General features: G+C 66.5%; 24 protein-coding genes. 15 read left to right on the top strand and 9 right to left on the bottom strand.

Annotated elements, in window-relative coordinates; translation table 11 throughout:
• Positions 1–77 precede the first annotated feature (77 nt).
• Positions 78–1,031, top strand: coding sequence for a ParA family protein (locus ACXZ1E_RS08780; protein ID WP_458040155.1), 954 nt, complete (start codon positions 78–80; stop codon positions 1,029–1,031).
• On the top strand, positions 1,031–2,020 hold the full coding sequence (locus ACXZ1E_RS08775; protein ID WP_458040154.1) for a ParB/RepB/Spo0J family partition protein: 990 nt from the start codon (positions 1,031–1,033) through the stop codon (positions 2,018–2,020). The genes ACXZ1E_RS08780 and ACXZ1E_RS08775 overlap by 1 nt, the downstream gene beginning before the upstream one ends.
• 97 nt (positions 2,021–2,117) lie before the next feature.
• Here ACXZ1E_RS08775 and trxA read toward each other — a convergent pair whose 3' ends face one another.
• The 4 genes from trxA to ACXZ1E_RS08755 form a co-directional block, all read right to left on the bottom strand.
• On the bottom strand, positions 2,118–2,441 hold the full coding sequence (gene trxA / locus ACXZ1E_RS08770) for a thioredoxin (RefSeq protein WP_458040153.1): 324 nt from the start codon (positions 2,439–2,441) through the stop codon (positions 2,118–2,120).
• Between the two features lie 71 nt (positions 2,442–2,512).
• The gene (gene trxB / locus ACXZ1E_RS08765) at positions 2,513–3,499 is read right to left on the bottom strand and encodes a thioredoxin-disulfide reductase (RefSeq protein ID WP_458351928.1); all 987 of its coding nucleotides are present in this window, start codon (positions 3,497–3,499) and stop codon (positions 2,513–2,515) included.
• Between the two features lie 142 nt (positions 3,500–3,641).
• Entirely contained in the window at positions 3,642–5,237 is a 1,596-nt protein-coding gene (gene murJ, locus ACXZ1E_RS08760; protein WP_458040151.1) for a murein biosynthesis integral membrane protein MurJ, read from the bottom strand.
• The gene (locus ACXZ1E_RS08755; protein WP_458040150.1) at positions 5,230–7,491 is read right to left on the bottom strand and encodes a DUF6049 family protein; all 2,262 of its coding nucleotides are present in this window, start codon (positions 7,489–7,491) and stop codon (positions 5,230–5,232) included. The genes murJ and ACXZ1E_RS08755 overlap by 8 nt, the downstream gene beginning before the upstream one ends.
• A 183-nt stretch (positions 7,492–7,674) precedes the next feature.
• On the opposite strand from ACXZ1E_RS08755, the gene ACXZ1E_RS08750 reads away from it, so the two are divergent.
• Together ACXZ1E_RS08750 and ACXZ1E_RS08745 are read left to right on the top strand one after the other, a co-directional pair.
• On the top strand, positions 7,675–9,222 hold the full coding sequence (locus tag ACXZ1E_RS08750) for a DUF7059 domain-containing protein (protein WP_458040149.1): 1,548 nt from the start codon (positions 7,675–7,677) through the stop codon (positions 9,220–9,222).
• A gap of 31 nt (positions 9,223–9,253) precedes the next feature.
• Positions 9,254–10,681 carry a CCA tRNA nucleotidyltransferase gene (locus tag ACXZ1E_RS08745; RefSeq protein ID WP_458040148.1) on the top strand — a complete coding sequence of 476 codons (1,428 nt, stop codon included), beginning with the start codon at positions 9,254–9,256 and terminating at the stop codon, positions 10,679–10,681.
• A 104-nt stretch (positions 10,682–10,785) separates the two neighbouring features.
• On the opposite strand, the gene ACXZ1E_RS08740 is transcribed toward ACXZ1E_RS08745, so the two are convergent.
• On the bottom strand, positions 10,786–11,445 hold the full coding sequence (locus tag ACXZ1E_RS08740) for an FMN-dependent NADH-azoreductase (protein ID WP_458040147.1): 660 nt from the start codon (positions 11,443–11,445) through the stop codon (positions 10,786–10,788).
• 79 nt (positions 11,446–11,524) lie between these two features.
• Here ACXZ1E_RS08740 and ACXZ1E_RS08735 point away from each other — a divergent pair, with 79 nt between their 5' ends.
• From ACXZ1E_RS08735 to ACXZ1E_RS08715, 5 genes are all read left to right on the top strand, one after another.
• Positions 11,525–11,866 (top strand): winged helix-turn-helix transcriptional regulator, encoded by a 342-nt coding sequence (locus tag ACXZ1E_RS08735; RefSeq protein ID WP_458040146.1) that lies wholly within the window; start codon positions 11,525–11,527, stop codon positions 11,864–11,866.
• Positions 11,867–11,922: 56 nt separating this feature from the next.
• The gene (locus ACXZ1E_RS08730; protein WP_458040145.1) at positions 11,923–13,263 is read left to right on the top strand and encodes a GAF domain-containing protein; all 1,341 of its coding nucleotides are present in this window, start codon (positions 11,923–11,925) and stop codon (positions 13,261–13,263) included.
• A gap of 189 nt (positions 13,264–13,452) precedes the next feature.
• Positions 13,453–15,000 (top strand): acetaldehyde dehydrogenase ExaC, encoded by a 1,548-nt coding sequence (exaC, locus tag ACXZ1E_RS08725; RefSeq protein ID WP_458040144.1) that lies wholly within the window; start codon positions 13,453–13,455, stop codon positions 14,998–15,000.
• A gap of 126 nt (positions 15,001–15,126) precedes the next feature.
• Positions 15,127–15,516, top strand: coding sequence for a DUF779 domain-containing protein (locus ACXZ1E_RS08720; RefSeq protein WP_458040143.1), 390 nt, complete (start codon positions 15,127–15,129; stop codon positions 15,514–15,516).
• Between the two features lie 58 nt (positions 15,517–15,574).
• Positions 15,575–16,021, top strand: coding sequence for a cupin domain-containing protein (locus ACXZ1E_RS08715; protein WP_458040142.1), 447 nt, complete (start codon positions 15,575–15,577; stop codon positions 16,019–16,021).
• Between the two features lie 25 nt (positions 16,022–16,046).
• On the opposite strand, the gene ACXZ1E_RS08710 is transcribed toward ACXZ1E_RS08715, so the two are convergent.
• Positions 16,047–16,817: a hypothetical protein gene (locus ACXZ1E_RS08710; protein WP_458040141.1), complete on the bottom strand. Its 771-nt coding sequence runs from the start codon at positions 16,815–16,817 to the stop codon at positions 16,047–16,049.
• Between the two features lie 375 nt (positions 16,818–17,192).
• Positions 17,193–18,194, bottom strand: coding sequence for a hypothetical protein (locus ACXZ1E_RS08705; RefSeq protein WP_458040140.1), 1,002 nt, complete (start codon positions 18,192–18,194; stop codon positions 17,193–17,195).
• A 160-nt stretch (positions 18,195–18,354) separates the two neighbouring features.
• Here ACXZ1E_RS08705 and rpsF point away from each other — a divergent pair, with 160 nt between their 5' ends.
• Genes rpsF through rplI form a run of 4 tightly spaced genes read left to right on the top strand, consistent with a single transcriptional unit; the run spans position 18,355 to position 20,023 of the window.
• Positions 18,355–18,735 (top strand): 30S ribosomal protein S6, encoded by a 381-nt coding sequence (gene rpsF, locus ACXZ1E_RS08700; RefSeq protein WP_458040139.1) that lies wholly within the window; start codon positions 18,355–18,357, stop codon positions 18,733–18,735.
• A gap of 5 nt (positions 18,736–18,740) precedes the next feature.
• On the top strand, positions 18,741–19,253 hold the full coding sequence (locus ACXZ1E_RS08695) for a single-stranded DNA-binding protein (RefSeq protein WP_036294260.1): 513 nt from the start codon (positions 18,741–18,743) through the stop codon (positions 19,251–19,253).
• A gap of 9 nt (positions 19,254–19,262) precedes the next feature.
• Positions 19,263–19,562 carry a 30S ribosomal protein S18 gene (gene rpsR, locus ACXZ1E_RS08690; RefSeq protein WP_458351927.1) on the top strand — a complete coding sequence of 100 codons (300 nt, stop codon included), beginning with the start codon at positions 19,263–19,265 and terminating at the stop codon, positions 19,560–19,562.
• An 8-nt stretch (positions 19,563–19,570) separates the two neighbouring features.
• A complete protein-coding gene (gene rplI, locus ACXZ1E_RS08685; protein ID WP_036294267.1) occupies positions 19,571–20,023 on the top strand; it encodes a 50S ribosomal protein L9 in 453 nt (150 codons plus the stop codon).
• Between the two features lie 108 nt (positions 20,024–20,131).
• Here the strand turns inward: rplI and ACXZ1E_RS08680 are convergent, their stop codons facing one another.
• Both ACXZ1E_RS08680 and ACXZ1E_RS08675 read right to left on the bottom strand, forming a co-directional pair.
• Positions 20,132–21,625, bottom strand: coding sequence for a chaplin family protein (locus ACXZ1E_RS08680; protein WP_458040138.1), 1,494 nt, complete (start codon positions 21,623–21,625; stop codon positions 20,132–20,134).
• A gap of 88 nt (positions 21,626–21,713) precedes the next feature.
• Positions 21,714–22,793: a hypothetical protein gene (locus ACXZ1E_RS08675; RefSeq protein ID WP_458040137.1), complete on the bottom strand. Its 1,080-nt coding sequence runs from the start codon at positions 22,791–22,793 to the stop codon at positions 21,714–21,716.
• Between the two features lie 573 nt (positions 22,794–23,366).
• Here ACXZ1E_RS08675 and dnaB point away from each other — a divergent pair.
• A complete protein-coding gene (dnaB, locus tag ACXZ1E_RS08670; protein WP_458040136.1) occupies positions 23,367–24,737 on the top strand; it encodes a replicative DNA helicase in 1,371 nt (456 codons plus the stop codon).
• Positions 24,738–25,057: 320 nt separating this feature from the next.
• On the top strand, positions 25,058–26,041 hold the full coding sequence (locus ACXZ1E_RS08665) for a bile acid:sodium symporter (RefSeq protein ID WP_204947467.1): 984 nt from the start codon (positions 25,058–25,060) through the stop codon (positions 26,039–26,041).
• The last annotated feature ends 1 nt before the right edge of the window (position 26,042 follow it).

Raw genomic sequence — 26,042 nt, 5'->3', positions numbered from 1 at the left:
ATGCGCGGATGTGATTTTCACGCGAAGTGCGCACCTAGAGTAGAGGTCGTCCCCCTGCCGCGAGTGGAGCGTTTCACGTGGAACATGCCCGACGTTCGGATGTCCGATCATCCGCACACCTGATAGATGACACCCCGCTGGCACGGGAGATCGCAGACCTCAGCGCACGCCGCCGAGCTTTGGAGGGAGTCGCGATCGAACTACCGAACAAGACACGCGTCCTGACCGTTTCCAACCAAAAGGGCGGGGTCGGCAAAACGACGAGCACGGTCAATGTCGCCGCTGCCCTCGCTTCCCTAGGTGCACGAGTTCTCGTGATCGACCTTGATCCGCAAGGAAATGCGTCCACGGCTCTCGGTATCCCCCATGACCCTGATACCCCGAGTGTCTACGACGTGCTCATTGATGAGTTCCCGCTCGCCGATATTGTGCAGGTCAGTCCCGAGTCACCGAATCTGCTGTGCGCGCCGAGCACGCTTCACCTCGCGGGCGCTGAGATCGAACTCGTTTCTCAGGTCGCGCGCGAGCACCGGCTTCGCGGGGCACTCCAGGACTACCTCGCGACGAGTGCTCTTCCGATCCACTACGTGTTGATCGACTGCCCGCCGTCGCTGGGTCTGCTGACAATCAATGCGTTCACGGCAGCGGACGAGGTTTTCATTCCGATCCAGTGCGAGTACTACGCGCTGGAAGGGCTCACGCAGCTTCTCGGAAGCGTTCGCATGATTCAACGTCACCTCAACCCGGGCCTGCAGGTGTCCACCATTCTGCTCACCATGTACGACGGACGCACCCGCCTGGCTCAGCAGGTCGCTGACGAGGTGCGCGCGCACTTCCCCGGTGAGGTTCTACAGACGGTGATTCCCCGGTCGGTACGGGTTTCGGAGGCCCCCAGCTTCGGGCAGACCGTCATTGCGTACGACGGCCAGTCGGCGGGCGCCGTCGCCTACCGCGAGGCCGCCATTGAGATCAGCAAGCACGTTCCCGCGGCATCCGGCGCTGAGAACACCAACGAGGAAGGCACGCTCTGATGTCCACGAAGAGAACGGGACTCGGCCGCGGTATCGGTGCCCTGATTCCGACCAGTGACGCTGAGAGTCGCCCGGTCGACGTCTTCTTCCCCGGAGCTCGTCGTCTCGAGGCTGTTGAGGCGCTGCCCGCACCGGAAGACACCGTCGAGGAGCAGCGCTTTGCAGAACTCGTGGCCGTGCCGGGCGCTCGTTTGGCTCACATCAATCCGGTCGAGATCGTCCCGAACCCGCGCCAGCCGCGCACGCACTTCGATGCCGATGACCTGGCGGAACTCGTCCACAGTGTTCGGGAGTTCGGTGTGCTGCAGCCGGTCGTCGTGCGGCCGCGGGCCGAGGATGGCACGTACGAGCTCATCATGGGCGAGCGGCGAACCCGCGCCGCTCGTGAGGCGGGGCTGGCGAGCATCCCCGCGATCGTTCGAGACACCGCCGACGAGAACCTGCTGCGCGACGCGCTGCTCGAGAACCTCCACCGCTCTCAGCTGAACGCCCTCGAAGAGGCTTCTGCCTATCAGCAGCTCCTCGAGGACTTCGGCATCACGCAAGAAGAACTGGCGACACGCATCGGACGATCGCGTCCGCAGATCAGCAACACGATCCGGCTCCTGCGCCTACCGGTTCCGGTGCAGCAGAGGGTAGCGGCGGGCGTTCTCAGCCCGGGCCATGCTCGTGCGCTCCTCGGCCTTCCCGACGACGCGGCCATCCAGCGCCTCGCTGACAAGATCGTGAACGAGGACCTCTCGGTTCGTGCCGCCGAGGCCATCGTCAAGGGGCGTCCGGATGCTCCCCAGCGGGCCACGAAGCCTCAGGCAGGTGCTCGCCGTGGGCACCTGGACGAGGTTGCCGGTCGGCTGGGTGATCGCCTCAACACCCGCGTACAGATCTCCCTGACTGCCAGAAAAGGCCAGGTCAAGATTGATTTCTCTACAATCCAGGACCTCAACCGAATCTTGAGTGAGATGGGTGTCGACGGTTTCGGTTCGGACTGATTCGGTCGGCACCATTGTTGCCACAAAAACAGTCGCTCCACGAGAAATGCCCCGGCTCTCTGAGCCGGGGCATTTCTCGTGACTACTGATGTCGATATCAGCCGATGAACGCGGCGAGATCCTTCTCGAGCGCGAACTTCGGCTTGGCGCCGATGATCGTCGTCTTCACTTCGCCGCCCTGGAAGACCTTCATCGCCGGGATCGACGTGATCTGGTACTTCACGGCGAGATCGGGGTTCTCGTCGACATTCAGCTTGAGGATGGTGATCTTGTCGGGGTGCTCGGACTGGATCTCGTCCAGAACCGGGGCGACCATGCGACACGGACCACACCACTCAGCCCAGAAATCGACCAGGACGGGACCCTCGGCGTTGAGAACGTCCTGCTCCCACGTGCTGGAGGTCGTGGCTTTGGCGGTCATACTCTTCTCCTTTTGTCGGAAGTCTCAGGTGAGGCAACGCCGAGACGTGCTCGAATGTTCCTGGGCTGGACTCAGCCGACGCTGACGGGGTCTGCCTCGGGTAATCCGTCGATCTGCGCAACATCCGCTTCGGGCGCTCCGGCGTCGTCGAGTGCGGCTAGGTAGTGCTCCGCGTCGAGCGCGGCGACAGTGCCCGAGCCGGCGGCCGTCGCGGCCTGTCGATAGGTGGGGTCGATGACGTCGCCGGCGGCGAAAACACCGGGTACAGACGTGCGTGACGACCGTCCGTCGACCCAGATCGTGCCCTCGGGGGTGAGTTCGAGCTTGTCGTGGACGAGGTGCGTGCGCGGGTCGTTGCCGATTGCGACGAACAGTCCCTCGAGTGGCAGTTCGCGAGTGGTGCCATCCGTCGTGTCGCGCAGCACGAGGCCGGAAACAGCATCGTCACCGAGGATATCCGCGACCTCGGCGTTCCAGATGAACTCGATCTTGGGGTTCGCGAAGGCGCGCTCCTGCATGATCTTCGACGCCCGCAGTGTGTCCTTGCGATGGATGACGTAGACCTTCGACGCGAAGCGCGTCAGGAAGGTGGCCTCTTCCATCGCGGAGTCGCCACCACCGACGACGGCGATGACGCGGTCGCGGAAGAAGAAGCCGTCGCACGTGGCGCACCATGAGACACCGTGTCCGGACAGGCGCTCTTCACCCGGCAGCCCGAGCTTGCGGTACGCCGAACCGGTGGCGTAGATGATCGCAGCGGCCTCGTGCTCTGCGCCGCTGCCGAGCTTGACCTTCTTGACGGGTCCGTCGAGCGAGAGCTCTACGACGTCGTCGTACAGGATCTCGGCGCCGAACTTCTCGGCCTGCTCCTGCATCTTGGCCATGAGTTCGGGGCCCTGGATCGCCTCGGGGAAGCCCGGGAAGTTCTCGACCTCGGTCGTATTCATCAGCTCGCCGCCGACCTCGACCGAACTCGCCACGACGAGGGGTGAGAGGTTCGCGCGTGCCGCGTAGGTAGCCGCGGTGAAGCCCGCAGGACCCGATCCGATGATGATCACGTGACGCACTGTGTTTCTCCCTTTTGCTTGTCTCTGGGCTTCAACCCATGGTAGTCCGGCGGCATTCCGGGCCTCGGTGAATTCCACGTGCTGGAACGCGGCGTGATCACCGTTCTCGTCGCTCAGCGCCGCCGCAACCGACTCAGCGTCGTCGCAACCGGCGGAGGAGAGGCGCAACCACCGCGAGCTCGGGCGCCCGCATAACCGCCAGGATCGCGATGTACACCGCCAGCGTCACTCCACCGACGAGCGCCGCGCCGCCGACGCCGAGATAGATGGACGAGGTTGTCCACCCATCGAACCCCCCGAGCAGCAGGAAGAGCCCCCAGCCGATGGCGGAGGCGGGCACCCCTGCGATAAAAAACCGGCCTAGCGCTCGTGCCGGTGCACCTAGGCCCAGCTGGCCGAGACGGGCACGGAGCAGAACGACGGCGATTACGAGCTGAACGATGCCAGCGAGTGACTGGCCGAGGGCGATGCCTGCGGCGAGATATTCCAGCGGAAGAATAGCGCCGGCGAGCAGCGCGGTCACGACGACGAGCACGGCCTGAACGAGCGTGAAGACGAACGGGCGAAAGGTGTCTCCGTATGCGTAGAACGTGCGCTGGATCACGTACAGGATCGACAAAGGCACCAGGCCCACGAGGTAGGCGCCGAGCACCAAAGCGGTGGCCGCGGCATCCGATGCACTGTTGCTGAAAATGCGCGACACGGGAACCGCGGCTGCGACGACGGCGGCGAGGGCACCCACGAGGAAGAAGCTGATCGTCCGGATGCTCGTGCCGAGGTCGGCAAGCACTTCATCGTCTCGTCCCGCCGAGGCATGCTCGCTGAGTTGCGTGAAGTACGGGGTTCCGATGGACACGGCGATGACCGAGTACGGGAGGATGAAGATGAACCAGGCGAACGCCATGGTTGCTGCGGAGGCAGCGACTTCAGAGGCCGCGCTGACGACACGGGTCTGAACGAGGCCGGCGAGCTGCCCAACCACAACCATCCAGAACGTCCACCACGCGAGGGTGCCCATGGTGCGCAGGCCCATTCCACGCCAGGCGAAGTCGGGCCGAAAGTGCAGGCCGGAGCGGCGCCAGAACAGCAGCAAAACGCCAGCTTGCACCGCGATTCCGAGCGTTGCCGTTCCCCCCAACAGGGTGATCATGTCGGGCGTCCACGTGAGGACGTCGTTGCGCTCAGGTCCGAACAGGAGGACGAACGTGAGGAAGCCTGCGATAGAGACGACGTTATTGACGATCGGCGCCCACGTATAGGGACCGAAGACGCGGCGCGCGTTGAGAGTCTCGCCAACGAGGGCGTAGAGCCCGTAGAAGAAGAGTTGCGGTACGCACCAATAGGCGAGTGCGATTGCGAGTGCTAACTGCTCGTCCGTGAACCTTGCGTACAGCTGCACGAGCACGGGCGCGGCGAGCGTTGCGATCCCGGTCACGACAACGAGGACGACGGTACCGAGCGTCAGGAGCTTGGAGACGAAAGCGCCCCCACCATCCGCATGCTTCGCCGCGCGCACGATCTGGGGTACGAGCACCCCGGTCAGGATGCCCGTCGAGATGATTGCGTAGATGTTGTTCGGGAGCTGGTTGGCGATGGTGAAGGCATCCGCGGCACCACTTCCGACCGAGCCGAGGGCCGTCACGAGCACGATCGAGCGCACCACCCCGGTCAGGCGCGAGACAAGAGTGCCCGCTCCGAGAATCGCGCTGGCGCGGCCGAGACTACTCATTGTGCCCATCCGTGGGTCGATCACCGTCGGACCCCTCGAGGCCTGCATCTTCCGCCGCGGCGCGGGTGCGGCGACGCCTGCGGATCGTGCGGATGAAGCCTGCACCGAGCAGCAGGAAGACGATGGAGCCCAGCCCGATGATGCCGATCCGCTCCCACTCGGCGCGTACGGTCACCTGAGCCCGTTGGACGGGCCCGACCTGCTCGAAAGTCGGGCTCAGCAGGCGCAGTTCGATCGTCACCTCGCCGCTGCCCACCCGCGCGCGCACGGGCACCTCGACCCGGGTGTTGACGCCGGGCTCGGCTGTAACCGTGAGCGTCCGTTCGACATCGAGGCGCAGACTGCCGGGCGTCGAGACGAGGACGACGTTTGCGGCGAACGGCAGATCGTTGCGGACGAAGAATGGCAGAACGGCCTCGGGACTGAGCAGTTGTACGGTGCTCGGCTCTTGTATCGCCACGGACGTGAGTGTGGTCGCCGTCGCCTCGGCATGCGCGATCAGGGCGGCCTGCCATGCGTCCGGTTCGTCGCGCCAACCGGCCCCGATCAGCTGCAGGATGGCGGATCGTTCGGGCGCGGTCAGCAGAGACGGGTCGTCGATGATCGATGAGAACTGGAGGATGCTCGCCTCGCCCGCCAGCAGCATGTCCAACCGCGTCACGGCGTCCTCGTCAGGCTGTGCAGTGCTCTCCGCGCCGGTGGGCTCGGCGTTCAAGAGAGTGCTCAGCGTCGCGGGAACGACGCCGGGGTAGCCGAAGACCGTGTCGATCGCGGCACGTAGCGACGTGGCGCTGAGTTCGGCCATGCGCTCCGTTGTGATCAGGAGAGGACCGCTCGGGCTCGACGCCTCGAGCGCAATCTGTGCAGAGATGAGAGCCGACGCGGCCTGACTACTGCCCTCCGCTGCCCCGGCCGTCGCCCGTACCGCGTTCGATGAACCCGCTTCGTACACCAGGAGGGGTGCGCCCTCGGCCGTGGAAGCGGCAGCGCGGGCCTCGGATCGCTCGGTCGCGGCAGAGCTGAGCAGGATGGTCGCCGGAGAGCCCGTCGCCGAGGGTTGCTGAGCCAGCACACTCAGGGCATTCGCGTCGGCACGGCCCTGCGCGGGCCAGTACATCGTGGCCCGAGCGCTGGGTACGGCCAGGAGCTCGTCGAGGTCGGGCAACGTCACGGTATTGCCGCCGTCCTCGTCCTCGGCGTCCGCGGTTGCAGAGGGACCCGGAGTGGGGGTAGCCGTCGCATTAGCGAAATCGTCCGCGGACACGGCGTAGTCGAGGCTCGTGGGCTGGAGCAGGGTGGTGAGTCCCGCATCGGCCTGGATCGAGACATCCGCGTCCCCGAACTGCAGGGCGAAGCGCTCATTCGGGAGGGCTGCGAGCCGGTCCAGCCACGCGAGTGCGCTCGGTGGCGCGGAATCCCCGAGAACCCGGATCGATGCGAGCAGTGCGGGGTCGACCGCGAGGATCGCGGACGTTCCGGCAACACCCGACAGGATGTCGCTCAAGCGACCGTCGGTGCCTGTGAGCGTGGTGAGTTCTTGCGCCGTGAGGAGCCCGTCTGTCTGTGGGGCGGCGGTCACGGCGACGATCACGCCGATTGTGGCGGCGGCGGGGGTGTCGCCTGGGAGCACGATTGCGCTCCGTGAGACGAAGTCACCGCCATAGGTGGCCGACAGCGCATACACACCCGGCCCGCGACCCGCCAATGCCTCGATCGCAACCGTTGACACGACGATCTCGCTGTCGCCGGCGACGACCGTGGGTGCGGTGGGACGATCGATCACGGATGCATCGGCGACGAGTTCGCCGTTGTCGATCCACTCCTCCAACTCGGCACTCGAGGTGAGTGGGCCGTTGCTGAGCTCGAGCGTCAGTGACGTCGGCGCGAGATCCGTGGATGTCGGGTTTGAGACCTCGATCGTGGCAGTGAGCGCGGCTCCGGCGGCGACGACCCCGTGGGCGAGTGGTGCGAGAACGAGAGTCGGTTCGGCGGGTGTGGATGTGGGCGTCGGGGTGGGCGCTGCGATAGCGCCCGACGCACCGACGAGAACGAGGGTCGCGGAGGCAGTGAAAAGGGCAGCCAGACGGTGCAGACGCTTCACGCCACTACGCCTGGCGGAGACGCCAATGCGCTTGTGGATCGTGTCTGGCCGCACGTCGAGCCCTCCGGGCGCGGAACCGCGCCGCACGCCGGAGCCGAAGAAGAGGTGCTTCACGGTGTGTCCGGGGTTGTCATCGAGTGCGGGAGTTCGCACATTCGGCCCGATTCTACGGCGCCCTCCTTCGCGACCCCGGTGCATCGCCGGGCGGCAGCGGGGTTTGGTTGACCATCGCGGGCGTGGTTCCTCGGTGGGTACGGTTCTTCCGCGGGCAGGGGTTGGTGGCGGGCAGTGTTCTCCGCGGGCAGGGTTTTCTGGTGGACACGGTTGAATGGAGGGATGATCCCCGAACCCGATCCGGACCTGGCGCGCTCGCTCGCCGATGACCTGTCCGCAGCCTGCTACACCGGCGCGCGATTGCGTGCGCTCTGGGGTGTCGCGGCGGACGAGGCGATCGGGCGCGGGCGGGCGCTTCCGGCTCGACGAGAGGTCGCCGCGACGGATTCTGCGGTCGCCGTTCTTGCCCGGCTCTTCTTTCTCGGGAGCCCGGTTCTCGAATCCGAGGCGAGTTCAGCCCTATCGAACGTCACGATCGCCGGTGCCGAAAAGCTCGGCCTCGTTCGATCGAGCGCGGGATCCGTCACGCCGACCGTGATGATACGGCCGCAGGCATACGTCGATGAACACGGTGCGGGCGAGTGGTGGATCGCGAGCGACATCGACGAGTCCGTGCGCCCGGGACCTCTGCCGGAGGATCACGTTCTCGGCGTGGGAGGGGCTTCCCTGACACTCGCGGGACTGCAGCTCCCGACATCCGCCGCTCGCGTTCTGGATCTAGGTTCCGGTTGCGGCATTCAATCACTGCGTGCGCGCCGCGACAGTCCCGAGGTGACGGCGACGGATATCTCCGAGGCCGCACTACGTTTCACCCGCCTGAATGCGCAGCTCAACGCGGTGGATGGAATCCGTACCCTGCGCGGTAGCTTGTTCGATCCGGTAGAGGGTGAGCTCTTCGATCGGATCGTGTCGAATCCGCCCTTTGTGATCACACCGCGCGGCGCGGATGTTCCCGCGTACGAGTACCGCGATGGTGGCCTGACGGGTGACGCCCTCGTGCGGGACATCGTGACCCGGGCCGGGATGCACCTCGTGCCCGGCGGAACTTCGCAACTGCTCGGTAACTGGGAGTACGTCGACGGGCAAGACGGGCTTCACCGAGTGCGCGATTGGGTCGCGGCATCTCCGGTGCCCCTGGACGCCTGGGTCATCGAACGGGACCGCATGGACCCCATCGCGTACGCCGAACTGTGGATCCGCGATGGAGGAACCGTTCCCGGCACAGACGAGTTCGAAACGATGCTGGCGGCCTGGTTGGACGACTTCGAGGCGCGGGGCGTGCGCGAGGTCGGCTTCGGATACATCCTGCTTCGTCGACGGGTGGAAGGAAGCCCCGCACTCCTGCGATTCGAGCAGGTGGAGGGTGCGATCGGTCCTAATGCCGCTTTGGGAATGCATCTTTCCGAGAGCCTGCGCGCACACGATCGCCAGGCTGAGCTGAGCGACCGCGAGCTGGAGAAAGCGGTGCTGTTGGTTGCCGGGGATGTCACCGAAGCACGGCACTATCTGCCCGGCGCGGAGGATCCGAGTGTCATCGAGCTGCGACAGGGTGGAGGCTTCGGCCGCACTCTCGCGGTCGACCCGGCTCTCGCCGCGCTCGTCGGGGCAAGCGACGGGGACCTGCCCGTGGGGCGCCTGATCGCGGCGATCGCGGAGTTGCTCGAGGTGGACCCCGAGGCCCTGCTCGGCGATCTCCTCCCCCGCGTTCGCGGTCTGCTCGACGACGGATTCTTGACCTTCGCCGAGGGTGCCGCATCGCCGTCCGCATAGGTGTCGGACCCGCCTCGGTAGGCTGGTTGACATGGTGAGTATGGCCGAGGGCCTCGGCCGACTCGCGAGTCTTGCGGCGTCGCCCGTTGTGGCGGAGTTGTCCGCAGCATTCGAGCGCGCCGGGTTCGAGCTCGCGATCGTGGGCGGGCCGGTGCGCGACGCACTGCTCGACCGACCCACGCACGACCTCGACTTCACGACGAATGCGCGACCGGATGACATCCTGCGCATCGTGAAGCCGATCAGCACGGCGCAGTGGGACATCGGCCGTGCGTTCGGCACGATCGGCGCCCGCGTGCGCGGCGAACAGGTCGAGATCACGACCTACCGCGCCGACGAGTACGACGGAGAGACGCGCAAGCCGGTCGTCGAGTTCGGGGACAGGCTCGAGGACGACCTGCTCCGCCGCGACTTCACCGTGAACGCGATGGCGCTACGGGTTCCCGGACCGCAGTTGGTCGACCCGACATCCGGGGTCGAGGATCTTCTCGATCAGGTGCTGCGCACACCCGTCGCCACGGCCGTCAGTTTCGGTGACGATCCGCTCCGGATGCTTCGGGCCGCGCGGTTCGCTGCCCAGCTCGGCTTCATCGTCGCCGACGACGCGATAGACGCGATCACGGCGATGCGAGACACCCTCTCGATCGTCAGCCCGGAACGCATCCAGGCCGAGCTGGTACGGATGCTGCAGACGAAGGATCCGGTGCGAGGCATCCGCCTGCTTGTCGAAACGGGACTCGCGGGCGTATTCCTTCCCGAACTGCCAGCCCTGCGCCTTGAGGTGGACGAACATCATCACCACAAGGACGTCTACGAGCACTCGCTGACCGTGCTCAAACAGGCGATCGACCTCGAGGGTGAGCGACACCCGGGTGCGGCGCCGGATGTCGCGCTTCGCCTGGCGGCTCTGCTGCACGACATCGGCAAGCCCGCGACGCGCAAGCTCGAGTCGGGCGGTGGGGTGACGTTCCACCATCACGACGCGGTCGGGGCGCGGCTTACACGCAAGCGCCTGCAGGCCTTGCGGTTCGATTCGGACACGATCACCGCCGTCACCCACCTGGTCGATCAGCATCTGCGCTTCTTCGGGTATTCGGAGGGCGCCTGGACCGACTCGGCCGTGCGGCGATACGTGCGCGACGCCAGAGACCAGCTCGAGCGCCTGCACATTCTCACCCGCGCTGATGTCACGACGCGCAACAAGCGCAAGGCCACGCGGCTGCGCACCGCCTACGACGACCTGGAGCGGCGGATCGCCGTGCTCGAGGCCGAAGAAGAGCTGCAGTCGATCCGCCCCGAGCTCGACGGCAATCGCATTCAAGAGGTGCTGGGAATTCCCCCGGGGCGCGAGGTGGGAGAGGCGTACCGCTTCCTGCTCGATCTGCGCCTGGACGAGGGCATCCTCGGCGAGGCCGAGGCGGAAGCGCGGCTGCGCGCGTGGTGGGCCGCTCGGTCCTGAGTGAGGCGTTGGCTTGCGCAAAGTGGGGCAGGTTAGATGCTCCGGGGCAGATTCTGCCGTGCCCCACTGCAGCCAACCTGCCCCAGAGGGAAGGTGGCTCCCGTTCAGCTCCCGGACGCTGTGGCGAGTTCCGCGATTTCGCGTCCGGACCGGACGGCGTGGGTCTCGGCCGTCTGCTTCAGGTCCGCGGCGACATCGGCGAACCCATCGAGGGCCGGGTTCACGCCGACGAGCGTGAAGGGGCGCTCCACGACCCGCAGGTCGAGGCCCCAGACATCCTCGAGAACGCGACGCAACCACGTGGTCGAGTGGTCCCAGCCCTCTTTCGGTGTTCCCGGGGCGTAGTTGCCGCCGAGGACCGTCACGAGGGTGGCGGGCTTGCCGTGCAGCGAGGTGCCCTGCGGGTCGATGCGGGGATCGGTATACGCCAGGTCGAACCACGTCTTGAAGTGCTGCGAAACTCCGTAGTTGTACAGGGGAACGGCGAAAAGCAGGGCGTCGGCGTCGACCAGTTCGTCGGCGATCTCTGTGGCGAGGGCACGTGCCGCGCGCTGCCGTTCGGTGCGGTCTTCGTCCGCGATGAAGTTGGAGGTCACGGCATCCGCCCACGCTGTCGCGGGAATCGGTTCGACCGAGAGGTCGCGACGGACGACGACGGACGACGGATGCGTCGAGAGCCACTCCGTTTCGACGAGGTCGGCCAGCGCGCGGCTCGAAGAGGTGGTGGGAAGGATGCTGGCGTCGAGTCGGAACAAGGTGGTCATGGGATGTCCAATCTGAAATTCAAAGTTACTCAGGAAAACATAGCGACTCTGGAGACTGTAGCACCCGTACGATGGAGTCATGACCGATTCTGAGCACGGGCTTCATGTCTGCGATGCAGCCGTGACTCTCGCGTTCTCAGTACTGGGCAAGCGATGGAACGGCATGATCGTTTCTTCCATCGGGAGCGGCGCATCCACCTTCGGGGCCCTCCGCCGGGCGGTACCGGGCATCAGCGACGCCGTTCTGTCGGATCGTCTCGCCGGACTTGCCGAGGCGGGGCTCGTCGTACGTACGGTCACCGCTGGCCCCCCGACCGCCGTCGCCTACGCGTTGAGTGACAGCGGCGAGCGACTGCTGCCGATCCTCGGTCAACTCGGACAGTGGGCGGCGGGCAACCTGGTCGAGTCCTCGCAGGCCTAGGCGCGTGCCCCCTCCGGCGGTAGCCTGTGCGGACCGTCAACGCAGATGGGGTTCGCATGTCGTCGCCGTGGTCGTCCCGCCGCGAGGTCTCTCCTGAGACGTCTCGTCTGCTGATCGAGCGCGCACACGACGACCTCGTGCAGGGAAATCTCGCGGAGCAGCGCCTGCTGGATGTCCGTCCTCTCGTGCGTGACTCGTGGCGGCGCTCTCTCGCGGGTCTCGTCGGGGCCGAAGCCCTTCCTCCCGTCGCCCTATCTGCAGCCGAGCTCGACGAGTATCGGCGCGCCCACCCCCTGGCGGACGTGCTGGAGATGATCCGCGCCCTCTTATTGCCCGGCGACGCGGCGGAGTCCGGTGTCGCGGTGGCCGTCGGCGATGCCGCGGGTCGCCTGCTGTGGGTGGAGGGCGACCGGCACGTGCGTTCGCTGACCGGCGAGATGGGCTTCGTCGCCGGCACGAACTGGTCGGAATCCGCCGTCGGGACGGCCGCCCCGGGCACCGCCCTCGCGTTGGATCGCTCGGTGCAGATCCACGGGGCGGAGCATTACAACCGGCTCGTGCAGCCGTGGAGTTGTACGGCGGCTCCCGTGCACGACCCCGAAACGCGGCGAATCCTCGGGGTCATCGATGTGACCGGTGGGTCGAGCGCGGTCACCCCGCAGGCGCAACTCTTGGTCGATGCGACGGCCCGCGCGGTCGAGGGAGAGTTGCTCGTGGCACGGTTGCGGGCCCGGGCTGCCGCTCCCCCGCACGTTGCCGAAGCGCGGCGCCCGCGCCGCCGTGCCCCGCGCCCAGAGGCCGTGCGCTCGACGTTGCGTGTGCTCGGCAGGGATCGTGCGCTGCTCGAGATCGCGGGCGACGGCTCGGAACGGATGACTGAGCTCAGCGCTCGTCACGCCGAGATCCTCCTGATGCTGGCGACGCATCGTCAGGGGCTCTCGGCGGACCGGCTCGCTGAGCTGGTCTATGGCGAAAGTGCGTCGGCCGAGACCTTGCGGCCCGAGATGGTGCGCCTGCGGAAGGCGCTGGAGCGAACGGCTCCGCACCTCGTCCCGGCATCGCGGCCGTATCGGATCGGACCCGAACTGGAGACGGACGCCCAACACGTACTGTCGCTGTTGGACCGCGGCGCGCATCGGGTTGCGCTCGCTGCCTACCGGGGCGCGGTGCTCCCGGATTCCATCGCTCCCGGGGTGGAGATAGTGCGGGAGAGCGTTCGTCAGGCGCTCCGCGAGGCCTTGATCGCCGAGGCATCCGTCGATGTGCTGCTCGCGTATGCCGACACCGAGGACGCCACCGAAGACGTCGAGGTATTGCGGCTCTGCCTCAGCTTGCTGCCGGCGCGTTCCCCGCGGCGCGCGGGGCTGGTCGCCCGGATCGCCCGCCTCGAGGGCTGAGTGTCGCGGGCGTTTCGTCTCGCTTCGCTCGCTCAACGACCGGGTCAGCGCCGGTCGCCCCGCGAGGAGCGTAGCGACGAGTCGAACCGGGGGCGGGGGCGCAACGCGATGCAACGTTGCGCGGCCTACCGTCGACGCAGATCGCGGCAGCGCCTGCCGCTCACTCATGACACGTCGAAGGAGACAGACATGACCATCGTCGAAGAGGGCGTCTCAAGCGTCTACGCAGCACCGGGCCAGCGCGGAGCGCTCGCCGAGTATCGCAGCAGGTACGGCCACTACATCGGCGGCGAGTTCGTCGAACCCGTGAAGGGCCAGTACTTCGAGAACCTGTCCCCCGTCAACGGGAAGCCGTTCTGCGAGGTCGGTCGCGGCACGGTCGAGGACATCGATCGAGCGGTGGATGTCGCGTGGAAGGCCTTCGAATCGTGGAAGCGCACGACGCCGGCCGAGCGCGCCAACATCCTCAACAAGATCGCCGACCGCATCGAGCAGAACCTCGAGAAGATCGCCGTGGCCGAAACCTGGGACAACGGCAAGCCCGTGCGAGAGACCCTGGCCGCCGACATCCCCCTGGTCGTCGATCACTTCCGCTACTTCGCGGGTGTGCTGCGGGCCCAGGAGGGATCGCTCAGCCAGATCGATGAGGACACCGTCGCGTACCACTTCAACGAACCGCTCGGAGTGGTCGCGCAGATCATCCCGTGGAACTTTCCGATCCTGATGGCGACGTGGAAGCTCGCGCCGGCCCTCGCGGCCGGCAACTGCGTCGTGCTGAAGCCGGCCGAGCAGACACCGGCGTCGATCATGTTCCTCTTCGACCTGATCGGTGACCTGATCCCCGCGGGTGTGGTGAACATCGTCAACGGGTTCGGCATCGAGGCCGGTGCGCCACTCGCGCAGCACAAGCGGATCCGCAAGGTCGCCTTCACGGGCGAAACCACGACCGGGCGCCTGATCATGCAGTACGCATCGCAGAACCTGATCCCTGTCACGCTGGAACTCGGAGGCAAGAGCGCGAACGTCTTCTTCGAGGATGTGGCCCGCGCCAAGGACGACTACTACGACAAGGCACTCGAGGGCTTCACGTTCTTCGCTCTGAACGGCGGCGAGGTGTGCACCTGCCCCTCTCGCGCCCTGATTCAGAAGTCGATATACGACGGGTTTCTGAGCGACGGGCTGGATCGCGTCGGGAAGATCGTGCAGGGAAACCCGCTCGACCCTGCCACGATGCTCGGGGCCCAGGCATCCAATGACCAGCTCGAGAAGATCCTGAGCTACATCGACATCGGCAAGGCGGGTGGGGCGAAGCTGCTCACCGGAGGCGAGCGCGTCGATCTCGGCGGCGACCTGACCGACGGCTTCTACGTGCAGCCGACCGTTTTCGAGGGTACGAACGACATGCGGATCTTCCAGGAAGAGATCTTCGGGCCGGTCGTCTCGGTCACGTCGTTCGACGACTTCGACGGGGCGATCGACATCGCCAACGACACCCTCTACGGCCTCGGCGCCGGCGTGTGGAGTCGTTCGGGCGACATCGCGTACCGCGCGGGCCGGGCGATCGAGGCCGGGCGCGTCTGGACCAACACGTACCACCAGTACCCCGCGCACGCGGCGTTCGGTGGCTACAAGCAGTCCGGCATCGGGCGTGAGAACCACCTGAAGATGCTCGACCACTACCAGCAGACCAAGAACCTGCTGGTGTCGTACGCCGAGGGGCCGATGGGCTTCTTCTGAGCCACCCGCTCCATCCGGTGTCCCACTTTCGCCCGCTATCCAGGCTTCATTCCGGGCGAAAGTGGGACACGAAACGAAGAACGCGGGACATGGCGGTGCCGAGGACACGGCGAAGGGAGCGAGGGCATGAGCACACCCGGTAGGAGCGAACGGGTTGCGGTGACGGATGCCGCGGCCACCATGGTGCGCCAACTGACCGTGCAGCACGGGCCCCTGATGTTCCACCAGTCCGGCGGATGCTGCGACGGGAGTGCACCCATGTGCTATCCCGTCGGCATGTTCATCACGGGGCCGTCTGACGTGCTGCTCGGCACGATCGATGTCGGCCTGGATGATCCGGTCGAGGTGTACATGTCGGAGTCGCAGTTCGAGTACTGGAAGTACACCCACCTGACGATCGACGTGGTGCCGGGCCGGGGCGCCGGGTTCAGCGTCGAGGGCCCGACCGGGATGCGGTTTCTGATCCGGTCGCGGATGCTCACCGAGTCCGAGCTGGAATACTTCGAGCTGCGCTGAACTCCCGGCCCGGACCATCCGAGGCCGTGCATTTCTCGCGGATCAGGAGTGCACGGACATGAGCGAAATCGCGTCGCCCGACGACCGTCCCGAAACGGCGCGACGGTTCGATCTCGCGCCGCATCCCGAGGGCGGATGGTTTCGCCGCACCTGGGCGTCGGACGTTCCTGTCGAGACCGCGGGCGGCGAGCGACCGGCCGCGACGTGCATCCATTACCTGCTGACACCCGGCGAAGAGAGCGCGTGGCATGTCGTCGCGAGCGACGAGATCTGGCTCTGGCACGGACCCGGCACGCTCGAGCTGCGCCTCGGTGGCACGGGAGACGAGCCGGGCGATGGTGAATCGATCGTGCTGGGACCCGACCACTCGGAAGGTCACGTCGCGCAGGGCATCGTGCCCGCCGGGACGTGGCAGACGTCTCGCCTCGCGGGCGATGCCGAGGTGCTCGTGACGTGCATCGTGTCGCCCGGTTTCAGCTTCGACGACTGGCGCCTGGCGGGGTAGGCGCCGGCCCCCAACGACCGGCGGGTCAGAAGAAGATCGTGACCACCCAGATCGCCACGAACACGACGACGGCGATGATGCTGAGCACCGAAACCCTCCGCTTCAGGCGTCGGCCCTCGGGCGCGACGCCCGGCGGTGGCCGGAGATCCGGCGCCGCCGCGAACGGATCGGCTATGCCGCCCGCAACGGCACCCGTGGCCACGGCGCCGGTCGCGCGGACCGAGGCATCCGCTGCCAGTCGATCGTCCCGCCACCGTGACCACTGCGCGAACTTCTCCAGCAGCGCCCCGACCGTCGCAAACAACCACGCCCACGTCGCGGGGTCGAGAGTCGACAGGTCGCGCTTGGCGTAGAGAAACAGCCAGTCATCGACGATCTCGACATCGAGCTCGGCGGCGTTGTCGATGAACCGGGCCATGATGTCCGGCGTGAACAGGTAAAGCGCGTCGCGCTCGTACCCGCGGGGGCAGAAGAGTGAGAAGTACTTATCGAAATCGCCCTCGAGGCTCAGTCGCTGATCGCGATCGAACGACGTCGGCAGGTTCGAGCCGAACAAGCCGTTGTTTCCGACCGCGTCGAGCAGGATGTGCGGCAACGGCACGTCGAGCTTGATGGCGACGTAGCCCCATTTGTGCGTCGACTGGTTTTTTCCCGACCCGGTCACATAGCGGTAGTTGGCGAACTCGACGAAGCGCGGCTGTGCACCGCGAACGAGGTCGCGGGCCGATCGCGAATCCCCCTGGCTGAAGATCATGCCCGGGAGTCCGGGGTTCGCGAGGGTCGGGACGTACGACATCCCGTTCGCGTCGGCGAAGCGCGCCAATCGGTACCAGCGCTCGCGTCCTCCCCGGTACAGGGCGGATGACGAGCCACACGATTCCGCCGATCGCGGCGAGGACGAGCAGAACGGGCAGGACGAACAGCCACCCGACCGAACCGCTGGTCATCATCGCGCCGGCGATGGTGCCGAAAATGCTCAGGAACACCAGGGCGAAAACCCCGCCGACCACGATCAGCAGAACGAACTGCACACCCTGGGTACCCGAAAACGGTGATCCCAAACGGCCCTCCGCACGCAGACGATTCGTGAATGCCCGGATGTCGGCGGTGCGGACGGGCTCGATCAGCGGACGAGCATCGAAGGGAACGGATGCCGCGGGCCCGGCACCGCTCACCGGTTCACCTCATCGCCGTCCCACGTGAGGTCGGCACCCTCGCGGAGGGGAAGCGCCTCGAGTCCGGGTGCCGCGCAGATCGCCGCGATCAGGTCGGCCGATCCCGCAACGATCGTGGAGTCGAAGTCGATCTCGCTGACGACCACCCAGGCCCGGTCCGCGGGCCACAGGATGTTCGGCGACTGAGCCCACGCATGAGCCTCGTCGGGGCCGACCCATGGCGCGAGATCGGGCCACGAAGCATCGGCGAATGCGGACGCGCCCGCCGAGAACAGGACGTAGGACCGCTGCGGCAGCTCGAAACGCGGGCCGCGAGAGATCTCGTCCGAGAGGATGCCTGGCTGCCACGTGGGCTTGCGGAACACATTGTTGAAGGGGTCGCGCGTGCTCGCCTCGAGCATGGCGCGGTGGCGATCCTGCAGCGACGCGTCGTCATTTGCGGTCGGATCCGCCGAAAAAGTCAGGACCGCGCGGGACGGTGTCTCGCCCATGAACCCGACGAGACCGCCGTAGCCGTCCCACACTCCCGCATACCCGTGGTGGGGAGTCGTGGTCGCTGCGGCGAGCAGCCGGGCGAGCGAGGCAACTTGGGCGACATCCATCCGGCCATCGCCCGGGGCGTCGTATTGCCAACCTTCGGGTCCGCGGACCTGCTGCCACCCCTGCTCGAGGTCGTGAGCGCCGACGATCCGGTTCCACTGCGCCTCGGGATGCATCTGCGTTCCGAATGTCGCCGCGGTCTGCGCCCACGTGACGTTCTCGGTGTCGATCTGGGGTTGCGAGCGCCCGAATGCCGCCCACGCCCGCGCGTGATCGTCGTAGGGAAGAGGCGGCCAGGGCTGCCCCACCGGCCGAGAACGCGATGCCGGGTGGAAGATCCGCGCGTAGGCGGCGAAACCGCGGGGCACAACGGTGTGCATGCCCGAGGCATCCGTCCACTCCGCATCCAGCCGATCGCGCAGCCAGTCCCCCGGCGAGGTGTCCGCTATCCAGTCCATGGAGGCCACGCTACCCACCAGTTGGGCCCGACGCCGCGCATCCGCTAGACTACGAAGGTTGTCCGGCCGCGGCCCGTCCGCGAAACCGTGACGACATGCACACACCCTCCTGCTGTCGAGAGATGCTCGGCAGCCGTTCAAGTCCGAAGGAGGTGGGTTAGTGACGCACCAGTACGAACTCATGGTCATCCTCGATCCCGAGATCGACGAGCGCACGGTCGCCCCGAGCCTCGACAAGTTCCTGAAGGTCATCACGAACGATGGTGGCTCGATCGACAAGGTCGACATTTGGGGCCGCCGCCGTCTCGCTTACGAGATCCAGAAGAAGAACGAAGGCATCTACGCCGTCGTCAACTTCACGGCCACCAGCGCCGCCACGCAGGAGCTCGACCGTCAGCTGAAGCTGTCCGAAGCCGTCATGCGCACCAAGGTGCTGCGTGCGGAAGAGGGCTTTGCTCAGGTTGAGGCCGAGAAGAAGCGTGCTGAAGAGAAGGCCGCCCGCAAGGCTGCCGCACCCGCCAAGGCCAAGAAGGACGCGTAACCGCGATGGCCGGCGAGACGATCATCACCGTCGTGGGTAACCTCACGGCCGATCCCGAGCTGCGTTACACGCAGAGCGGGCTCCCCGTCGCGAACTTCACGATCGCGTCGACGCCGCGCAACTTCGACCGTGCCTCCAACGAGTGGAAGGACGGCGAAGCGCTGTTCCTTCGCGCATCGGTATGGCGCGAATTCGCCGAGCACGTCGCGGGTTCGCTGACGAAGGGCATGCGGGTCATGGCGACCGGCCGCCTCAAGCAGCGTTCCTATGAGACGCGCGAGGGTGAGAAGCGCACCTCGATCGAACTCGAAGTCGATGAAATCGGCCCCAGCTTGCGTTACGCGACCGCTCAGGTCACGCGTGCCGCCAGCGGTGGCGGCGGAGGCGGTCAGGGTCGTCAGCAGGTTGCTGAGGAGCCCTGGGCAACGCCTTCCGCTTCCTCGTCTGCTGGCACCGGCAACGCCGGTGGCGAAGCCTGGAGCGCTCCCGGCGCTTACGGCGACGACACACCCTTCTAAGCACTTCGGATGCCTGTGGCCCAGGCATCCCACCACAACCAAGGAAGACCACTTATGGCTGGAAAGTCGAGCGGCGACCGCCGCAAGCCTCGTAAGGGCGGGAAAGTTGTTGCTCCCGCCAAGGCGATTCGCGTTGGCATCATCGATTACAAGGATGTCCCGACGCTTCGCAAGTTCATCTCGGAGCGTGGGAAGATCCGCGCCCGTCGTATCACCGGTGTCTCGGTGCAGGAGCAGCGTCTGATCGCCACCGCGATCAAGAACGCGCGCGAAATGGCGCTCCTGCCTTACGCCGGCGCGGGTCGTTAAGGAGCACCATGTCGAAGCTGATTCTCACGAACGAGGTCGCCGGGCTCGGTAGCGCCGGTGACATCGTTGACGTCAAGGCCGGGTACGCCCGGAACTTCCTCATCCCCCAGGGATTCGCCGTGGCGTGGAGCCGCGGTGGCGAAAAGCAGGTCGCGTCCATCCGGGCCGCCCGCGAGTCGCGCGCGATCCACGACCACGAGTCCGCCGTCGCCCTGAAGGACGCCCTCGAGGGCGCCAAGGTGCGCCTGGCCGTCAAGGCTGGTGCCGAAGGGCGCCTGTTCGGTTCGGTCAAGACCGGTGACATCGCGGATGCCGTCAAGGCCGCCGGTCTCGGTGACCTCGACAAGCGCAAGATCCAGATCACCTCGGCGATCAAGTCGGTGGGCGAGCACGAGGCGACCGTTCGCCTGCGTGACGACCTCACCGCCGTGATCACCCTCCAGGTGGTTGCTGCCAAGTAGTACCGCAACGCGCGGGAACGGATGCCGCGGAACCAGCCCTTTCGGGTCGGTCCCGCGGCATCCGCCTTTGGTGTGGGCGCGTACCCCCCCGGTCACACGCCCACACGGTCAGACCCGCGCGGTGCGACGGCGGAGCGCCGCCGTACCCGCGAGCGCCGCGCCCGTGATGAGCGCGAGTAGTGCGATCCAGAGTCCACCTGTCGTGGAACCCGTCACGGCCAGCGCCGAGACCGACAGGCCAGCGGGGGCCGCACCGACGCCGGCGGCAGAGCCGATCGTGGTGACGCCCGTCGTCGACATGCCGTCACCGGGCTCTTCCGTTCCCGGGGTGCCGGGCTCGGTCGGGTCGGTGGGGTCCGTTGGGTCCGCAGGGTCCGTCGGCACAACCGGGCCTGTCGGGCCGGTCGTGGTGCTGTCGCCGACCACCGATACGGCGTTTCCGCCGAGCGTCAGAGGCAGGCTGATCGGAGCGACGATCTGGCTGCCGCCGAGGATTCCCTCGGTGCCGCTCGTGGACGGACCGTCGGTGCCCGCGGACGTCGGGGCGGCGATCATTGATCCCGACGACTGGCTGTCGCCGAGCACGGAGATAGCGTTGCCGCCGAGCGTGATCGGCGCCTGAACGGGAGCCTGCACCTGGGTACCGCCGGCAATGCCGTCGCTACCTGTGGTGTTTGCGTCCGTTCCGGTTCCGGTGGTGCCGTTCGTGGTTCCGGCGTCGGTCGACTGGCTGTCGCCGAGCAGTGAGATGGCGTTGCCGCCGAGCGTGATGGGTGCTCCGATGGGCGCAATCACCTGGGTGCCGCTGGCGATGCCGTCGTTACCTGTGGTGGTTGCACCGGTTCCGGTTCCGGTGGTGCCGTTCGTGGTTCCGGCGTCGGTCGACTTGCTGTCGCCGAGCACGGAGATCGCGTTGCCGCCGAGCGTGATGGGTGCTCCGATGGGCGCGATCACCTGTGTGCCGCCGGCGACGCTGTCGTCACCTGTGGTGTTTGCGTCCGTTCCGGTTCCGGTGCCCGTGGTGCCGTTTGCGGCACTCGCATCGGTCGACTGGCTGTCGCCGAGCACCGAGATCGCGTTGCCGCTTACCGCAATGGGAACCTGGATGGGCGCGATCGCCTGCGTGCCGCCCAAGGTCGCGTCCTCACCGGACGTGCCGGGCGCGGGAGCAGGCTCGGTGGCCGGAGCCGAAGCCGGCTCCGGCGCGGGTGCCGGAGACGGCGCGGGTGCCGAGGCATCCGCTGACCCGCTGTCCCCGAGTACCGAGATGGCGTTGCCGCCCACGGTAACCGGCACGGCGACGCTCACGACGCCCTGGGTGCCCGATGCGATGCCGTCCGTGCCGCCGGTGGTGACACTCGGCGTGGCCGGCGCCGGGGCGGCTGCGGGCGTCTCGGCTCCCGAGCTGGACGAATCGCCCAGCACCGAGATGCCGTTGCCGCCGATCGTGACCGGCAGGGTGGCGTTGATGAGTGCCTGGGTGCCAGATGCCGCGCCGTCGTCTCCGGATGTCTCCGCAGCCTGGGCGACGGTCGCCCCGGCGAAGGCGAGCCCGCCTCCGATGAGCGCACCGAGGAGCGCTCGTTTGATGGTCCTACGCATGATGAATCTCCTGACTGAATGGGGAAGTCAGCGCGCCGAATGGCGCACCGGATCGTCTGCCGCGCACGAGTGCGCGACGCGATCCCCGTCAGTCAGGAGAGACGTCGGTTGCGAAGACGGGCGCGCCCGGAAGGGCGTCGTCCGAGAGAGAGCGGATGGCGGCGCCGTGCGCGTGCACACGCCACGAGAATTCGACGAGAGCGGCCCACAGCGTCGCCGCGGCCGATATCCCGGCCGAGAGCACCCCGCACGACCCAGCGGGCGCAGACGGCGCGTGAGGCCATCCCCAGCGCCCCGAGCCGGCCGACGATGCGGACAGGATCGGCACGACCGATCCGATGACCAGTGCGCCGGCGAACAACCCGCCGAACACCAACGCTTGTTGTGCCGTGAGCGGCGCAGCAGAGGGCACCGACTGCACGACCGGTATCGGTTGGGTTTCTTCGCCGGGAAACAGGGTGCCGGGAAGCAAGGTGTCGGGAAGAGGAAGGATGGCTCCGGTGCCCGGTTGCGCCGGGTTGCCGACGATCGCGGTGGTCGTGCCGGTAACCGCCGTGAGGAGCTGGTCCACCACGGAGATCGTCGAGCCCACGGTGTCCGTCAGGCCCGTGCTCGAGGTCACCGAACCGAGCAGCGGGAGCCCATCGATCGCCGCGAGCAGCGGATCGAGGGCCTCTCCGATCGAAACGTTCGAAACGATGCCGGTGGTCGTGTCGGCCACGACTCCCGCGAGTGCATCGACCGTGTCGGCGGTGCCATGAAGAGCGGATGTCGTGGCGCCAGTCACTTCAGAGACGGCCGTGGTCGCGACATTCGCGACGCCCTGGACGAGCGGCGCGACGATCGGAGCGTGGGTGGCTGCGGGATTGTGGGCGCCGGAGGCGGGTGCCTGCGGCGCGGGCGCGGGGGCCGGGGCCGCAGGGACGACAGTCTGCACCACGTCGACCACGACGGGTTCGACGGTGTCGATCACGTTGGTGACGGCGGATGTCGTGTGCTGCACCGTCGAACTGACGACTCCGAGCAGACCGCTCGGATCGTCTTCTGCGGCTGAGGCGCTGGTCGACTGACCGAAGGTCGTGAGAGCGCACCACGCAAGACCGACTCCGCCCGCGAGCAGGAGCAAACGTGACCATCGACCCTGTCGTGGTTCAACGTCAACGTTCATGTCCTCACCCCCCGGTTGGACAATCTGGTTTGCGCATCAATGCCTATGTAGCCAGCGAGAATACGCCGGGGAGCGATGTTCGTAAACCCCCGTATCGCAAAACGCCCCCAGGTTGTGCACACCCCGACCCTCAATGACGAACCTTCAAGCAGGGCTTCAAACACATCCTGTTTCCACAGGCTGTGCAGATACGACACCCTGATCAGAGTGCATAAAAAAGACTACATGAGATGCCTCTCATCTAGTTCTCCACAGGCTTCATACACAGGCATAGCGGCGTGTCTGCCCGAGTTTCCACAAAGTTATCCACAGGCCGTGTTGCGGGTGAATCTACGTCCCCATACCGTGAGGGAGCGCACTTCGGGGGAGGCTGGAACAGGACGTTCCGGGCGAGTGTCGGAGGTGTCTGATCTGCTGTCGGGGGACCCGGCGATCAGACACACCCGCTCGGCGTTTTCCGAAAGAGATGCGCTCGTCAGGGCTGCATGACGTACTCCGCGCCCCGAGACGGGCCGGACATATTTCCACTGGTGTGACGCGAGTGGTGGGCCGGTTTCGGCGGAAGGGAGCGCGGTGTCGATAGCTGACATCTCGGAAGACCGCATGGGTGGAGCCCCCCGCGGCCCCGAGCGGACTCCCCCGCACGACACGCTCGCCGAACAGTCCGCGCTCGGCGGCATGCTGCTGTCGAAGGATGCCGTCGCCGACGTTATCGAGACGCTCCGCGGCCCCGATTTCTACGTGCCGAAGCACGAGCTCATCTTCGACGCCATCCTTTCGCTCTACTCGCACGGCGAGCCCACCGACGTGGTCGCTGTCACCGATGAGCTCATCAAGACGGGCGAGCTGCAGCGCGCCGGCGGCGCGGACTACCTGCACACGCTCACGTCGATCGTGCCGACCGCGGCCAACGCCGGGTACTACGCGTCGATCGTTGCCGAGCGTGCCCTGCTTCGCCGCCTGGTCGAGGCCGGCACGCGCATCGTGCAGATGGGCTATTCGGGCCAGGGCGAGGCGCTCGACCTGGTCAACAATGCGCAGGCCGAGATCTACTCGGTCAACGGCAACGAGAACACCGAAGACTACGTTCCCCTGACGGTCGCCGTCGACGCGGCTGTCGAAGAGATCGAGGCTGCCCGCGGCCGCGACGGTCAAATGATGGGCGTTCCCACGGGCTTCGCCGACATGGACGACCTGACGAACGGCCTGCACCCGGGCCAGCTGATCATCATCGCTGCGCGACCCGCCCTCGGTAAGTCGACGCTGGCGCTCGACTTCGCTCGTGCCGCCTCGATCGGTCACAACCTTCCGACCATCTTCTTCTCGCTCGAAATGGGTCGCAGCGAGATTGCGATGCGTCTGATGAGCGCCGAGGGTGCGGTGCCGCTGCACACGATGCGCAAGGGCACGCTCGACTCGCGTGACTGGACGACGATCGCCGCGACCCGTGGCCGCATCAACGACGCTCCGCTCTACATCGACGACAGCCCGAACATGACGCTCGTCGAGATCCGGGCCAAGTGCCGTCGCCTCAAGCAGCGCGCCGACCTGAAGATGGTGGTCATCGACTACCTCCAGCTCATGACGAGCGGTAAGCGCGTCGAGAGTCGTCAGCAAGAGGTCAGCGAGTTCTCGCGTGCGCTCAAGCTGCTCGCCAAGGAACTTCGCGTACCGGTCATCGCGCTCTCGCAGCTGAACCGTGGCCCCGAGCAGCGGCAGGACAAGAAACCGGCCCTGTCGGATCTACGTGAGTCCGGATCGCTCGAGCAGGATGCCGACATGGTCATCCTGTTGCACCGCGAGTCCGCCTACGAGGCAGACAGCCCGCGCGCCGGCGAGGCCGACCTGATCGTGGCGAAGAACCGTAACGGTCCGACGCGTACGGTGACGGTCGCCTTCCAGGGCCACTTCTCGCGCTTCACGGATATGGCGCCTGCCGGCTGATCCGTTTGTAGGTTTTTTTTGAAGTTGTCCTTTTCGCAGATGAAATGTCCACGGTGTGTCCATATGGACATTTCGGCTCGGCGGTCATCGTGTAGGTTCTCGGCGAAGATGGCGGATTCTTAGATGAAGTGGCGGACAAGTGGCGGATCCGAAAGATTGGTGAGAACGATGCGTGTAAGTGCCGTGTCGGTTCCTATCCGAAATGACAGATTCCGCGGGTAGTTGGCATGCACCTAGCAGTCCTGCCATTGGCTGGGGGTGAAGGGTTACTCGCTCACTCGATTAGGGGCGAACCGGCTACATTCGACAGGCTTGTGCTCGTGTGCACAGCTGTGGAGTGGTGGGAGCGGCATCAGGTAGTGCTCTACCTCGCAGCGATCGCCGTGGGTGCGGTGGTCGGTCTACTCGTGCCGGCGGTGGCGGATCCGCTCGAGTCGGCGATCAATCCCGTGCTCGGGTTGTTGCTGTACGCGACGTTCCTGGGGGTGCCGTTCACGGCGATCGGCCGGGCCTTCACGGATTGGCGGTTCCTGGGCGTCGTGCTCGTCCTGAACTTCGTCGTCGTGCCGGTGGTCGTGTTCGGGTTGAGTCGCGCCGTGGCGGCTGATCAGGCGGTGCTCGTTGGGGTGTTGTTCGTGCTGCTGACGCCGTGTGTGGATTACGTGATTGTGTTCACTGGCCTGGCTGGCGGTGCACGTGCGCGGCTGCTTGCTGCCACGCCCCTGCTGATGCTTCTGCAGATCGTGTTGCTGCCGGTGTACCTGTGGCTGATGGCCGGCGCCGAGGTGGTGGGTGCGTTCGACCCGCATCCGTTCGTGGAGGCATTTCTGTTGTTGATCGTGCTGCCGCTCGTTCTCGCCGCCGCCACGCAGCTGCTGGCGAAACGGTTCCGTGCCGGCCGCGCGATCGAGGGCGTGGTGCTGGCGGCAATGGTGCCGCTGATGATGCTGACTCTCGCCGTGGTGATCGGCTCGCAGGTCTTCGGCGTGAGCAGCGCTCTCGGCCAGCTGCTAATCGCGGTTCCCGTGTTCGTCGTGTTCGTCCTAATCGTGGCACCACTCGGTGCGCTCCTCGGGAGCGCGGCACGCTTGGATGTTCCCAGCCGCCGGGCGGCCACGTTCAGCGGGGTCACCCGCAACTCGCTGGTCGTGCTCCCGCTCGCTCTCGCGCTGCCGGCATCTTTCGCTCTGACGCCGTTGGTTGTAGTGACTCAGACCTTGGTGGAGCTCGTCGCAATGGTGGTCATGGTCGCCGGGGTACCGCGACTCATCCGCCCTCGCATTAGTACAGCGGAGAATGTATAGT

This window comes from Pacificispira sp. HM-600 (genome assembly GCF_977993705.1).
The sequence above is the reverse complement of the archived record's forward strand: the minus strand, read 5'-3'. Positions and strand labels throughout refer to the sequence as shown.